This is a genomic window from Leptospira bourretii (genome assembly GCF_004770145.1).
In the GTDB taxonomy this organism is placed as follows: Bacteria; Spirochaetota; Leptospiria; order Leptospirales; family Leptospiraceae; genus Leptospira_A; species Leptospira_A bourretii.
In genome coordinates, this window is the sequence record NZ_RQFW01000001.1 from 159535 (window position 1) to 173745 (window position 14211).

The window sequence follows — 14211 nt, forward strand, 5'->3', positions numbered from 1 at the left end:
AAAATGAAATCAATTTTAAAGCTTAAAACGATAGATGATATCGAAAGAGAATTATCAATTATAGTTGCTTGTGAAAAAAAGCAGAAGGCTGACATCAGCCTAAGCCAAATCTATGATTTTTTAGCAGAATCGATAGAGTTATCTATTCAAAGAATAGGTTCAACGAACAAAAGAAATACAATCAATAAATTATTGGGTAAGTATAAGTTTGCCAAACTCATATCAAAAGGGAATTATACCAAAGCCAATCAAATTCCAGGGTTCCCACCAAAAGATTTAGGTGATGCGGACTCGGCCTTATTGAGACTAAAAACATCCCTGACCGCATTTAAATTACACTCGGGCCCATTTGCTGAACATTCTGTTTTTGGAGAATTAGATAAAAAACAGTGGGAACGAATTCATGGAATTCTTGCAGTTTTTTTGTTTGGTTATATCCAATTGTTCGGAGACGAAAAATTAAGATTTGCCAAAGACAGAGAACAAAGAAAAGAAAAAACATTTTCTGAGAAAAAACATAATCACCCTCAAAAGAAAAAAGATGATCGTGATTCAAAACCAAATGGTCATAACAATCGGAAATGGAAAAACAAAAAAAAATCTCACCACAAAGGGAATAAAAACCAAGGTGGTACTCGATGAAAATTTGTTTAGTTGCGGGAAGTCACCGAAAGAATTCCCAATCCTTAAAAGTAGGAAAATTTTTAGCTAAGACATTGGAAACAAAAGGAATTGAAACAGTTCTTTTTGATTTGGGCGGGAACCCACTTCCTCTTTGGGAACCTGCGATGTGGGAAAAAGAATCAGAAATTAAAAAGTTTTGGTTAGAGTATAGTAATGGGTTTGGAACTGCGGATGCTTTTGTTTTTCTATCACCTGAATATGCAGGTATGGCGAGTCCTGCGTTAAAAAACTTCTTCCTCTATTTATCTAGTGGGGATCTTTCCCACAAACCTGGATTAATTATAACTGTATCAAGTGGAATGGGAGGAAGTTATCCAAACGCCGAACTTAGAATGTCTAGTTATAAAAACACTCGCATTGTTTATCTTCCTGATCATGCCATTGTTCGTCATGTAGAGTCTGTATTAAATTCAGAAACTCCGGAAGGCAAAGATGATGAATACATTAGGGCTAGATTGAATTACGTTTTAAGTGTACTCGTGGAATATGCAAAGGCGCTTAGTCAGGTACGTCAGAGTGGTGTGATCGACTTAAAAACTTACCCTTTTGGATTATAATAGCGATTAAAATCGGAATTCCGACATTTAAAATTAAAGTTACAATGTATCCCGAAAAGGGCCCACCCAGTGAATAAGGGTCTATACTGTGCATTGTATGGATGACGAAAGGGTGTAATAAAAAGATAAATAAACTTTTGTTGCCTATGTAGCTAATCCAGTTGGACAAAGTTTTGTTAAATTTTGGGATTAGTTCCCAAATGAAGAGAAAGAAAAAAATTGGGTAAACCAAGTGGTGGTTTTTAAAATCTGAATAATAAACCCCACTAAATAAAATTAACAAAAAAAGAAACACCAAAGAGAGAGTCCCCAGAAGAAGCTTTATTTCTCCTTTGGGTTTGGTTTTGTCTTCATATGAGAATCCGATTTGAATTCCCAAAACAAAAAAGAAAATGTAGTTCAAGATTGATATCGCATGGTATTCTTTTGGTAAGATCGTATCAAAAAAGCCTAAGTTAGATAATAGATTCAATATAAAAGATATGAACAATACAAGCTTGGAGATTGATTGGTTAGTAAGAGTTTTTTCTAAAACATAGAAGAGAAGATAAAACTGCAGTAAAAGTGGAACAAAGTAGTAAGGAGCAAATACTTTTCCTAAACAGTAAAATTGTAAAAATTCTAAGATATTATAATTTTGGTATTTAACTAAATAACCTGCAATTGATGCCAATGTATAGGGAAGGAGAAGGTTCTTTCCTTTTGAATTCCAGTAACCACTCTTTTTTCTTAAAAAAATTGCTGATGTTAAGATAAACAATGGAACCGAAAAACGAGATAAATTGGAAAAAAACAAAGTGGCTCTGATGACAACTGCATCATTTGGATGAAAAAACTGAAAGTAAGAATGTATATGAATTAAAACGATTCCTACCATGGCAAAACCACGAAGGAGATCAAAACGACTTTCTCTACCTTCCTTGGTAGTTCGAGGATGTGGAAGAGAATAGGGGATTTTGAAAGCCCAGAGGTACAAAGCAGCAAGTCCCGTTAGTATGATCCCTAGTAATTCCCATTCCATAAATCTTTTCTCCCTTACGGCATTTTCTTTTCAGATTTCCAGGGGGAAAGGAAAATGAATTCAGATTTTAGGCAAAATAGCCAAAAATAGATACAGGAGCTATGAATCAATGAGCAAACTCAACATTCCGCCAAATCAGAGAATCTTCAAAGAAGGGGAACTGAATAATGCGATGTACATCATCCTTCAAGGAAACGTTGAGATTTTTTTTACAGTGAATAATAGCCAAACTCGATTGGCACTCATGAAACCAGGAGATTTTTTTGGTGAAATGGCTTTGTTTAGTTCCAATCCAAGAAGTGCAACGGCAAGAACAATCACGAACTGTGAAGTTGCAGTGATCGAAAGTAAACAGCAACTTGAAAACTTTCTAGTTAAAAATCCTAAGTTTGCTGCAAAAATGGTTTCGATCATGGCAGATAGGCTTGCCCGCACCAATGAATTGCTGATCAGTAGTATGGAAAAATCAGTGGCTAAGAAAATTGAATTTAGTAACGACGTAGGCAAAGAACACCAAATTGGAATTAGTGATGTTCAGGATGTGGAGTGATTATCCGTAGATAGTCGGTAAATTCTTTTTGATTAATGTAATTTCAAGAATAGGAGCATAACTCAGTAAGTTCTTAATGTTTACCATTTGGCCTTCTGCCAAAAGAAACTCAGTTAGAATTTCTAAGGTTTCATCTGGGGGAAGAGTCGAAATACTTGGATATTCAGGATGTCCCACCAGGTTAAATTCAGGTGCAAGTTTAGGATCTAATAATTGTTCGTCTTCTAAGTTAAGTAAATCTTTCCAGTTCATAACTAAATTAAGAGATTTTGGTATTCTTCTCTATGCTCCTCGAATTGGATTTTAAACCTTTCTTGCATGTCGCGAAATTCTTTTTCTGTAGTAATTTCAAAATACTCCAAAACTTCCGGTTCCACCGTGAAGTAATTCCCCTTACCACGACCGATATTCGCCAAAATATCTGCCAGGTAAATGATCTGGCAGAGGATGTTGTTCCTACTTTTGCATTGCCATGGTTTGTGATGGTAACGTATGACATCTAAAATTTCTTCCGGGAAGTTCCATTTTTCTGACATCAAATAACCAATTTCCGAATGTGTCGTTCCTAATGTGTATTCTTCTACCCATTCAGAAATTTCATTATTGTCATCACTTCTTAAGACTCGGATTTGATTCACTTGGCTAAGGTCCAAAGAAAGTAAAACCATCCTTCCCAAGTCATGTAAAAGAGCGGAAATGACGGCAGGTTCCAAAAGTTTTAAATGTTTTTTCCGATCTTCTATCAGGAAACGAGCATACATGGAGGTTTTAAAGGAATGAGTCCATACTAATACTTGTTTCGCATAACGAGAGTTAAGTACTTTTTTCGCACCTAGTGTTAAAAAAATTGATTCCAGGTTTCGAAGGCCAATTCTTTTGACTCCCTCAAGAACTGAAATAATTGGTGTATGAGACCCAAATAACGGGGAGTTGGCGATTTTCAAAATTTCTGCTGTTATGGCAGGATCTTTTTCTACTTGGGCCGAGATCTCATGCCAATCAACGTCTTTTTTCTTTGCGATAAAAATCAATTTCTGAATTTGCGGCGGCAGCGGAGGAAGGCTATTTACCTCGCGGACCAAAAGATTTTTTATATTGGTTTGGCTTTCTTTAGGTATGAGTTGTTTCGGTATTCGTATAATCACTTCCGTAGAATCTTCAGTTGTCACCAATTGAAAGAACTGGTTGGAAATACCAGAGTTTCTAAGTAGGATATGAATTAAAACAATCCCAAGTCCTGAGCTTTCCTCGTTGTCAACAGACTCTCGGTAGGCATCATTTATATTTTTGTATTTTCCAGAAGCTTGGACTCGTTTTAAAATTCTGTTTTTTTCTTCAGGAAGAATTTTGGCATTATTCTTAACTTTGAATTCTATATAATCTTCTTTGAAAATGGTGCTTAAGGTAATTTTGTATTCGGAATGATCCAATGCTAAAAATACTCTTTTTCGATTATGGCCAAATTCGTCCTTATACATAGGAATGCCTCTGGCATAATCTTTTTCATCCCAGAGATTCAAACCCTGTTCCTTAAAAAAGACACGTTTGCCGTTAGCCTTACATCCGTTTACTAGTAGTTCACTCAGGATTGTAAAAAGAATTTCATGTAGGAATTCTAAGGAAATGCTGCGGACCACTCTGCCAATCCATACATCCAATTCCGGGCAGTCGATTTCCGAAAAGTGGACATATTCTTTGGAAATCAGTTTTCCGGAAAGAAAGTCCTCCTGAAAGGTAATGAGTGGGGGAATCGACATGATAAACCTGTTTTGAACCTTGTTTCTCTTTTTGAAAACCGAAAATTTTATTTTGAAATTTGGGTCAGGATTCCGATAATGAAGACTATGGAACTCTTAAAAAAATCCCTTCCAATTGCCCTTGTGTTATTTGTAGCAACTGTGTCTATTTCAGCTCAGGACACAAAATCACAATCTACACCCACTGATGTGAGCCAAGAAAATCACGATGCAAAAGAGGGACAAGATAAGGAGTTGTTCGAATACTATTATAAAACTCGCCCAGAAAATTTACCACCTAATAAAGCAAAATTGGAATATAACTTAATTAAGACGCTAAAAAAAGAAATTATGAGCCGAGATTATTCCAAAGAATCTGCGGAAGCGATTAAAAAAATCGATGCAACCAATATTCAATATGAGAGAGTTTATAGAGAAAGTAAATGGCTTCGTGGATTTATGACGCAGAACACTCATTTGAATTATTCAGAGTTCATGTACATTGTAAAACACGATAAATATATGTGTTTTGTGAATTTTGATGTTAATCCTGAGACTTATTTACAACAATCTCGTCAATCGCATCTGGTTTTTGCTGCGAAGGATAAGTTTGAGATAGTAATCCCAAAACCCTAATAAGGAATGTAACACCAACTAATACGAGTAAATATACAAAACCATATTGAAAGTATCTTTCTAAGTTTTCCAATAGGGGGAGTGGTTCTTCATTCCCCTTAATTCGCGAAATCGCCGTTTGTTTCCCAAAAATTCTGATTTCTTTCTTATAAACCTCGATTGTATCACCTAACCGCAGTCTTTTGTAAATGGAGTAGGGGATCCGTTCAGTGATCTCATATAAAGATCCATTACTAAGTCCGAAAGTATAATGGCATTGGTAAGCAATTGGGAATTGGTTTTTGACCCGAGAAAGTTCCTGGACTATCGCAAAACTCCTGTTTCTTTCCTCGTTTAAGGTTTTTGTTTCTAATTGTAAGTGGGAGTTTTCGAAATGAACAAGAGAATAAAATAAAGCAATAACGGCAAAAGATACGAAAACCGAGTTGGAGATCCAAACGGAAATTCGAGGAGACATCTAGGACTTAGATGGCTCCTCAAAGGACTTTAAAGCTTCTTCCCTGTCAGCATAAAATTGGAAAGCATTGGAAAGACCAAGTAAGTGAAACACTTGTAAGATGGAGCTTGTGACACCGACCAACGCCATCTCTTTATTTCTTTTTTGTAAGTTCATTTTCACATCGAGAATCATACGAATTCCTAAACTGGAAATGTATCGTAGCTCAGAAAAATCTAAAATTAAATGTTTTCTGTCGGTCCCAACCATTTCATCCAAGATTGTTTGTGTGATGCGGTCAAGCGGGCCCGATTCCATACGACCTTTGATTTGGACGATGACGGTTCCATTGATGCGCTTTTGTTCTATTTCGTATGGTAAGTCTTGCATGGATTCCCCTCTCTTTAGCGGAACAATAACAGATAATTTCTCTGGCGATAACCGGATCGTCGCCTTTGCATAAGGTGGAAATGGGTAATGTCTCTCTGTGAGAGAATCAACTGCCAATCCGCCATTCATTTCAGAAATAACTTCCACTTGATCCAAGGCCCTAAAATCTGCCAAGGAAAACTCTGTTTCTCGGGACTTCACTCGGATTTCTCGGGAATAAACATGGAAAAAAGGCTCATGTTTTGAAAATGGTGAGAATTTCTTTGGAAAACAAGAGCTAATCCAACCTGTGGATCCTGCTCCTGTGTAGACAAGCAAACCCGAGCATTTTTGCTCCTCTTTTTGTCCTTGGTAGGAAATCCAAAACCTGGAAGTGAGATCTGGACTATTGTTTCGGATGGAAAGTTCACAGATTGCCGGTACAGTTTTCAGTTTGGTTCCGTTGGGATACAAAATTTCCGTATCTAAAAGAGACCATGACTCAACTTGCGTGTGATGGAAGTTATTTTTGACAGCTGTCATTAATTCTTCGGCAGTAAAACCAAGCAACGCACCCACAGAAGATTGGGGATCGGAGTTACATCCGATTAAATGAGTATTCCCTGCCAAATGGGCCACATAAGTGAAATGATTATCACCCCCATGGGCGACGATCAAATCGTATTTGGTTCCATCTTCTGGATCAAAGTTTTCACGAAATACAAAGTCGGCATTGGGGAAAACATGGGATTTTAAAAAGTTACGGGACTCTAATTGCCTTTCATGTGATTCAAAAGTTCTTTGAAAGACTTCCGGATTTTGACGCGCCACTTCTTTATAGGCCTGGATGGAGCCATAAGTTTCCAAATCTAATTCGTATTTGGTACGTTTGAAGACCACTACGACCTTTTTATACTTGGTGGAAGCCATGAGTTTTGGAAGAAATTCCCATTTTCCTTAGGGAAATAAAGGTTTTTTTAAAAAAACTTCGTTTTTCTTAGGAAATTTGCAGAAAAATTGTATCCAAAATCAATTTAGTCTTGTACCAAATCATGTAGTTTTGTAAATAATGTGTAACCGTTAAATGGTTTAGAGGAAAATCAAAGTATGGCAACAACTCCTACCCCAATGAAGAAGTCCGAAATGCTCAGCGAACTCGCTGAAACAACTGGTATGACCAAAAAGAACGTAGCAGCGTTCCTAGACTCCTTTGTTGAACTTGCTTATAAAGAAACTAAGAAAAACGGCGCATTTGTGATCCCTGGTTTAGGAAAACTTGTTAAACGCAATCGTCCAAAACGTAAAGGCAGAAACCCTGCAACTGGTGAAGCGATTGTAATTCCTGCTAAAACTGTTGTTAAATTCACATTATCTAAGACTTGTAAAGACGCAGTTGTGCCTCCTAAAAAATAAATTAGTTTGTGAACCCAGGTGGACGACCTCCTGGGTATTATATGGATAAAAAACCTTATCCTTTTTTACCTTTCGAAGATTCTCTCGTTGGAGAGAAAATCCTTCTTGTTTGGCAAGAAAGTCATCATTCAGAAAAAAATTTAAAAGAACATTTATTAAAAGCATTGAATCTTACCGAAGATCAGATTGTTTTTACACCAAATGCCATCAAACAAAAGTTAATGGTTTCATATCCTACTGAGATTCGTAACTTCATCGAAGAGAAAAATCCTTCTCAAATCACTGAATTGTTGTTAACAATCGCTAAAGGGAAGTCAAAAGTTTATCCTACACCTGCGCTTGATATCACCTTTGAACTGATAGAATGGATTCTCACAGGATTTGATTTGGATGATGTGCTAGTGGAAACCTTATCCGCATTATTCGGAACAACCCTAACCAATGGATTTGTAGACCAAGTAAGAGCTGAATACATCAAAGAACTTCGAGGATAAAGTTTTTTTTAAAGATCCTTTATTTTGATTGTCAAACATTGAACTTGGTTCAAATTTTGGGCAAATAAGGACTTTGGTTACCAATATGCAAACTCGTGATATTTATAAATGGGGATCTCCCGATGTAGAAGAAAAACTGCCTGAACATACATTAAAATTTTTGGAAGAGCAGTTCCCTGTTGATAAAGAGTTCAAAGCTTCCCTGCCGAAAGGAGAACTTCCCCTTAACCCCTTAAAAAAATCTAAACTTTCGCAAACAACCATCACAAAACTTAAACAGATTGTTGGGAAAGACCATGTTTTGTTAGACGATCCTTCTCGTGCTAGACATTCTATTGGAAAGTTTTATACAGAAATTTATAAAGCAAGATTTGGTGAAGTGACTGATGTAGTTGATGTAGTTGTCTCTCCTAAAAATGAAGCAGAAGTCATTGAGATCATTTCACTCGCCAATGCAGGCAAAATTCCCGTGATTCCTTATGGGGCAGGCTCGACAGTCACAAAAGCATTACAAGCTCCTAAAGGTGGAATCTCTTTAGATTTATCTCGTTTGAATCGTATCATTGAATTTAATGCGATTGATTCGACTGTGACTGTAGAAGCCGGAGTTTATGGTCCTGTTTTAGAAAAACACTTAAATGAACGTGGATATACTTGTGGTCATTTCCCACAATCATTCGAATTCTCTACAGTCGGTGGTTGGATTGCAGCCAAAGGTGCTGGGCAAGCATCCACTGGTTATGGGAAAATCGAAGATATACTTCTTAGTCTAACGGCGATTACTCCATCTGGTAAGTTTGAATCAAAGGCATATCCTGCTGCATCCATTGGTCCAGATTTATTTCGATTGTTTCTTGGAACTGAAGGAAGTTTCGGTGTCATCACAAAAGCAACATTAAAAATTCGCAAATTCCATCCTGAAAATTCTGCAAAAGGTTCCTTCATTTTTAAAAACTTTGAAAAAGCTGTAGAAACAATGCGGGATGTGATGCAAGCAGGTTTTGGAAAACCTCACTTCTTTCGTATCCAAGACCCAGAAGAAACGGATATCTCGTTTCATATGAGTGGCCTTCATGGTGGAAAAGAAGATTATTTTCTTAGATTCATCGGTTACAAACCAATGGAACGGTCTCTTATGCATATCATCATTGATGGTGATCCTTCGTATGCAAAGGAAGTATTAAAAAAGATCAAAAAAATTGCGAAACGGAATGGTGGGTTTTCTACAGGAGAATCTCCGGTAAACAAATGGTTACACCAAAGGTATTCTAGTGCGTATCTTAGAGATTATTTGATGGATGAAGGGATCCGAATTGATACTTTAGAGACAGCGGTTAGTTGGTCAAACTTACATGAGTTATGGGAGAAAACCAGGGCTTATATCAAAAGTTATGAAAACACATCTTGTATGGTGCATATTTCTCATGCCTACGAAAATGGAGCCAACCTGTATTTTATATTTTTAAGTCCTATAAAAGGGAAAAATGAAATTACAGATTTTGTGAAATTTCACAAAGGAATTATCGACAGCATCCATAAACATGGAGGATCACTTTCCCACCATCACGGAATTGGAAGAATGTTATCTCCTTGGATGGAAGGGGAAGTTGGTAAAGAAGGACTTCGAATTTTATCTTCTCTTAAAAAGACTTTTGATCCAAAAGGAATCATGAATCCAGGTGGATTGTTAGGACTTAAATAATGGGTGTTTCTGAAAGGAAAAAACGCGAATTTGCACAAAGAGAAACAGACATTCTCAATTGTGCCATTGAACTCTTTAGAACCAAACATCCATCTTTAGTTAAGATGGATGACATTGCAAAACAATTGGAGATAGGGCGCGGAACCATATATCTCCATTTTAAAAGTAAAGATGACTTGATGGCGCGTATTCAATATGAAGATTATGTTCGTTTGCGTAAACGATTGGAAAAATCTTTAGAGGAACATACTGCAATCGAAATGTCTAGAAAGGCAATCAGGGCATACATTGATCATTGTTTGGGGGATCGTCATATGTATCTTGTTGCCAGACAATGTGGTGTTAATTTAAATATTAACAACGTGTCAGAAGATATGAGCCAACTGCTAACTGAAGAAAGAACCAATCGTTTGACACTTTTAGAAAAAATCTATAAACAAGCAAAACAAGAAAACCTTATCAATACAAGAGGGACTTATCCCAATGTGGCAGTTGCATGGGGGATGATTCGTGGCGCAGTAGAAGTGATTTTGGATGGGCATTTTCAAAATGAAATCAAAAGTGAAAAAGCCTATTTAGAAACGATTGAACATGTATTATTCTATGGACTTTTTTCTGGGAATAAAGGAGAGACTTGATGAGAAAGATGAAAGTGATTTTAAATCCTGTATCTGGCGGAGGTCTCTCTGCGAAAGTCTGGAAAAAAGTAGAACCGGAATTAATTAAAAAAGGAATTCCTTATGAATTCGAAGCCACAACCAAGGAAAGAGCCGCACGTGACATTGCAAAAGATGCCGTCAAACAAGGGTTCCATTGGATTGTAGGGATCGGTGGAGATGGAACCTTTTCGAATGTGATCAATGGACTTTTTGAAAATGGAAAGTTAATTCATAAAAATGTTATTTTTAGTCCTATCCCAGCAGGGCGAGGAAACGATTTTATAAAAACAGTCAAAGTTCCAAAAAATCCCATCAAGGCTTTGGAACAAATCCTTGTCGGAAAGGAAAGGATCATTGATTTGATTGCAGTCACTTATACGAAAGCCGACAAAACAAAGGGAAATTACCTATGTTTGAATTTGGCTGATTTCGGAATGGGTGGTGAGGTGGTTTATAAGGTCAATCGGTCAAAATTGGCACATATCATCGGAGGAAAGGGAGTATTTTTATTATATTCGATTCTTGGTTTATTCACCTATACGAACAAAAAGATCACTCTGACACTTTCCAAATTTGAAAAAATCACAAACAAATGTAGATTGATTGTCTGTGCTAACGGAGAGTATGCGGGCGGTGGAATGTGGTTCGCTCCAAAAGCAAAACTCGATGACGGCAAAATGGATTTACTTGCCATTCAAGATGTGACGGTGATGGAGACCCTTCGAAAATTTGGTTATTTATACCGAGGAAAATTGTCTGAAGATTCGAAAGTCATTTCCAAACAAATCACAGAACTAACTGCTGAGTCTGACGAAGATGTTTTTATCGATGTAGATGGCGAAAATATGGGACAACTTCCCGCTCATTTCAAAATTTTGCCAAACGTACTTCCAATCAAATGTTAAACCCATGAAACAAATTACAAAAAAAGAAAACAGCAGACTTGGTCATCTAAAATCGGAATATGATATTATCATTGTCGGTGGAGGGATCACCGGTGCAAATGTTCTCTGGGATGCAACCCTTCGTGGTTATAATTGCCTTCTAGTAGAAAAAAATGATTATGCTTCTGGCACAAGCCAAGCAACTTCGAAACTCATTCATGGTGGACTTAGATATTTAAAAAATCTTGAGTTTGGACTTGTACGTGAGTCACTTTCGGAAAGAAGGTATCTTGCCAAAATTTCTCCTCATGCCGTGCGGCCAATGGGGTTTATCATCCCGATTCGTTCCTGGTTCCAACGTATCCAATTATTTCTGGGGATGGAACTATACAATGCTCTTTCCTTTGATCGAAATCAGGAGATTGATGCAGATGTACAACTTCCTAGATACAGATGGAATTCGTTAGGAGAAACTATATATAAAGTATTAGGACTGGATCGAAAGTCTTTGAAGGGGAGTTTTCAATACTATGATTATGCAAATCCCAATCCAGAAAAACATACAACGGAATTTATTTTATCTGCGAAAGAAAAGGGGGCTCATGCCTTCAATTATCTTTCTGTCACAACGTTAAGAAAACAAAATAGCGGTGGTTATACGGTTGGTCTCACGGATACACTAACCGGTAAAAAGGTACTTGTTTCAAGTAAGGTAGTTGTGAATTCAGCCGGACCTTGGGCGGATGTGATTGAATCTATGACGGGTGTTACTGCAGAGAAAAAACTGGTCCGCTCCAAAGGAATTCATGCAGTGGTTCGTAATATATGTGGAAATGAATGTGTTGTTCTGTCCAAAAGAGATGGCTCTCATCTTTTTGTCATTCCTTGGCGTGGAAAAACCATTGTTGGAACGACCGATACTGCGTATGACGATGATCCAGATGCTTTTAAAGTCAAACAGTCGGAACTTGTGGATTTATTAGATGAGGTAAATTATAGTTTTGGATTTGCGAAACTCACTTTAAAAGATGTGGATTATTATTACGGTGGCCTTCGTCCACTGGTAGAAGACCCAGGCAGTACGGAAGGAACTTATTCTGCTTCTAGGAAATCGGAAATTTTTCATTATGAAAACGAAGGATTCCCCGGATTCTTTTCTGCGTTAGGTGGGAAGTACACAACAAGCCGTGCCGTTGCAGAAAATTTAGTAAATGCAATTGACAATTATACAAAGGGGCAAGAGTCCCCTTGTGCCACAAAATTCACTCCATTACTTGGGGGAAGATACCAAAGTCTAAAGGAACTTGTAAACGAATTACAGTTTAAATATCCAAAAACCGAAGGTGCGAAGTTAGAGACCTTGGCCAGACGTTATGGTAGTGTTACCTGGAAGATTTTATCTTTAGAAGGAAAAGATACGTATCGGATCCCGAATGGTGAGATCTATTATGAAGAAGAAGTGGAATATATGGTCACCCATGAAGATATTTTCCATTTAACAGATTTTTATTTTAGACGTTCTGGGGTTGGTACTGTTGGCACTCTCGATCCAGTAGAGAAAACTCGTTTGAACAAAAAGATTGCAAAAATTCTTGGTTGGAATGCAGACCGATTGAAAGAAGAAGAGAAGTTAGTTGATGAAAGGTATAAATGGTTTGTTGACTAATGGCTCGGATCTCAATTGATATTCCAGAAAAACAAATTTATTCTACAGACATAAGCGTTCGGATTTCTGATATCAACTTTGCGGGGCACTTAGCTCATGATGCTATTTTGACCTTAACCCATGAATGCCGAGCTCGGTTTTTCCATTCACATGGATGGACAGAAATCAATGTGGAAGGGAAGGGAATTGTGGTATCTGATGTTGCGATTGTTTATAAATCAGAGGCTTTTTTTCCAGATGATTTGATGATGCAACTTTTTGTGGACAACGTGTCCAAAAAATCTTTGGAGATGGTTTATGTGATTACCCATAAAAATGGGGGAAAAGAAATCGCTCGGGCAAAAACAGCCATCGTATTTTTCGATTATGCGGAAAGAAAACCATGCCCGATCCCTGATGTTTTTTTAAAGGTCCTTATTTGATTTTTGATTGAATGAAAGAAACGATTTTACGTTCTTCTTCTTCATACTTGAGTTTATGAATGCCACCAAGCGGATTTCGTTTGATTGCCTGGTTCCATTTGGAAGATTCTAATTCTTCCCAGATAGAAATTCCCCATCTTCCATATTCATTCCGAATCCACTGTGTAAGTTGGGTCAGTGTTTCTGAATTTTTGTCTTTTCGTTTTTGGTATTGCAGGATGTATAACAATAGTTCTTCGATACCCTTTCGTTTGGTGACTGATGTTTTGAATATCGGTGGTAGCGACTGATTCGGCAATATGTCTTTGATGAATTCCAAAGTGGATTCTAACATATAATAACTAGAGTTTGCCAGAGACTCCTCATCACATTTGTTGATGATAAAAGCTTCTGGGACTTCCATAATACCCGATTTCATAAATTGCACTTGGTCACCACCCAATGGTTGCATCACAAGAAAGGATAAATCGGAAATAAGAGAAACTGAAATTTCGTTTTGGCCAATACCCACAGTTTCCACAAATACATAATCAAAAACTCGTCGTAAGAATCGGATCACATGATAGGTATAGGGATTCAGTCCTCCCAGTTCCAATTGGGAAGGTTGGGATCTAAAGTAAATTCGTGTATCCCTTCGGGGTAGAGTCACTCTTGTTCGATCACCAAGGATGGAACCTCCACTTAGATTGGAAGAAGGGTCAATGGCAACAATGGCCATTTTTTTGTCTGGGGCAAAATCTAAAAAAAGTTTGCATAACTCACCGAGTAACGAAGATTTGCCGGCGCCTGGTGTTCCAGTAAATCCAATGGTGAGTCCTTCTTTAATGTCTGGGTTTTGTCGGATTAGTTCTTGGAATAAGGACTCGCGAAATTCTAGATTTTTTTCTGTTTCAATCTTCGAAATGATTTTAGCAATCGGATATTTTTCACCAAGTAGTGCGTCAGAAACCAATTGTGATAATGATTCTTTAGTATCAATCAA

At 37.4% G+C, this 14211-nt stretch carries 16 protein-coding genes; 11 read left to right on the plus strand and 5 right to left on the minus strand.

Features of this window, described 5'->3' with window-relative positions; translation table 11 throughout:
• Positions 1-3 precede the first annotated feature (3 nt).
• The gene (locus EHQ47_RS00760) at positions 4-642 is read left to right on the plus strand and encodes a DUF1569 domain-containing protein (protein WP_135749385.1); all 639 of its coding nucleotides are present in this window, start codon (positions 4-6) and stop codon (positions 640-642) included.
• On the plus strand, positions 639-1241 hold the full coding sequence (locus EHQ47_RS00765) for an NADPH-dependent FMN reductase (RefSeq protein WP_135749386.1): 603 nt from the start codon (positions 639-641) through the stop codon (positions 1239-1241). The genes EHQ47_RS00760 and EHQ47_RS00765 overlap by 4 nt, the downstream gene beginning before the upstream one ends.
• On the opposite strand, the gene EHQ47_RS00770 is transcribed toward EHQ47_RS00765, so the two are convergent.
• Positions 1183-2262, minus strand: coding sequence for an acyltransferase family protein (locus EHQ47_RS00770; protein WP_135776350.1), 1080 nt, complete (start codon positions 2260-2262; stop codon positions 1183-1185). The two genes, EHQ47_RS00765 and EHQ47_RS00770, sit on opposite strands and share 59 nt — an antisense overlap.
• A 109-nt stretch (positions 2263-2371) precedes the next feature.
• Between EHQ47_RS00770 and EHQ47_RS00775 the strand changes: the two genes are divergently transcribed.
• Positions 2372-2812 (plus strand): Crp/Fnr family transcriptional regulator, encoded by a 441-nt coding sequence (locus EHQ47_RS00775; protein ID WP_004787909.1) that lies wholly within the window; start codon positions 2372-2374, stop codon positions 2810-2812.
• Here EHQ47_RS00775 and EHQ47_RS00780 read toward each other — a convergent pair whose 3' ends face one another.
• Positions 2813-3064, minus strand: coding sequence for a hypothetical protein (locus EHQ47_RS00780; RefSeq protein ID WP_135776352.1), 252 nt, complete (start codon positions 3062-3064; stop codon positions 2813-2815).
• A 2-nt stretch (positions 3065-3066) separates the two neighbouring features.
• A complete protein-coding gene (locus tag EHQ47_RS00785; protein WP_135749389.1) occupies positions 3067-4569 on the minus strand; it encodes an HDOD domain-containing protein in 1503 nt (500 codons plus the stop codon).
• Between the two features lie 87 nt (positions 4570-4656).
• Here EHQ47_RS00785 and EHQ47_RS00790 point away from each other — a divergent pair, with 87 nt between their 5' ends.
• Positions 4657-5184 carry a hypothetical protein gene (locus EHQ47_RS00790; RefSeq protein WP_238839179.1) on the plus strand — a complete coding sequence of 176 codons (528 nt, stop codon included), beginning with the start codon at positions 4657-4659 and terminating at the stop codon, positions 5182-5184.
• A 457-nt stretch (positions 5185-5641) separates the two neighbouring features.
• On the opposite strand, the gene EHQ47_RS00800 is transcribed toward EHQ47_RS00790, so the two are convergent.
• Positions 5642-6919, minus strand: a complete 1278-nt coding sequence (locus EHQ47_RS00800; RefSeq protein ID WP_135749392.1) for an STAS domain-containing protein — start codon at positions 6917-6919, stop codon at positions 5642-5644.
• Positions 6920-7096: 177 nt separating this feature from the next.
• On the opposite strand from EHQ47_RS00800, the gene EHQ47_RS00805 reads away from it, so the two are divergent.
• The 7 genes from EHQ47_RS00805 (at position 7097) to EHQ47_RS00835 (ending at position 13229) form a co-directional block, all read left to right on the plus strand.
• The gene (locus EHQ47_RS00805) at positions 7097-7402 is read left to right on the plus strand and encodes an HU family DNA-binding protein (protein ID WP_004788037.1); all 306 of its coding nucleotides are present in this window, start codon (positions 7097-7099) and stop codon (positions 7400-7402) included.
• Between the two features lie 41 nt (positions 7403-7443).
• Positions 7444-7896, plus strand: coding sequence for a VanZ family protein (locus tag EHQ47_RS00810; protein WP_135776356.1), 453 nt, complete (start codon positions 7444-7446; stop codon positions 7894-7896).
• A gap of 85 nt (positions 7897-7981) precedes the next feature.
• Entirely contained in the window at positions 7982-9598 is a 1617-nt protein-coding gene (locus EHQ47_RS00815) for an FAD-binding oxidoreductase (RefSeq protein ID WP_135776358.1), read from the plus strand.
• Entirely contained in the window at positions 9598-10236 is a 639-nt protein-coding gene (locus EHQ47_RS00820) for a TetR/AcrR family transcriptional regulator (RefSeq protein WP_135749395.1), read from the plus strand. The genes EHQ47_RS00815 and EHQ47_RS00820 overlap by 1 nt, the downstream gene beginning before the upstream one ends.
• Complete coding sequence (locus EHQ47_RS00825) at positions 10236-11162, plus strand: diacylglycerol/lipid kinase family protein (protein WP_135749396.1); 927 nt, start codon at positions 10236-10238, stop codon at positions 11160-11162. Before EHQ47_RS00820 ends, EHQ47_RS00825 begins: the two co-directional genes overlap by 1 nt.
• A gap of 4 nt (positions 11163-11166) precedes the next feature.
• Complete coding sequence (locus tag EHQ47_RS00830; protein ID WP_135776360.1) at positions 11167-12807, plus strand: glycerol-3-phosphate dehydrogenase/oxidase; 1641 nt, start codon at positions 11167-11169, stop codon at positions 12805-12807.
• Positions 12807-13229, plus strand: coding sequence for an acyl-CoA thioesterase (locus EHQ47_RS00835; protein ID WP_135749398.1), 423 nt, complete (start codon positions 12807-12809; stop codon positions 13227-13229). Before EHQ47_RS00830 ends, EHQ47_RS00835 begins: the two co-directional genes overlap by 1 nt.
• Here the strand turns inward: EHQ47_RS00835 and EHQ47_RS00840 are convergent.
• Positions 13222-14211, minus strand: a complete 990-nt coding sequence (locus EHQ47_RS00840) for a P-loop NTPase family protein (protein ID WP_135776362.1) — start codon at positions 14209-14211, stop codon at positions 13222-13224. The two genes, EHQ47_RS00835 and EHQ47_RS00840, sit on opposite strands and share 8 nt — an antisense overlap.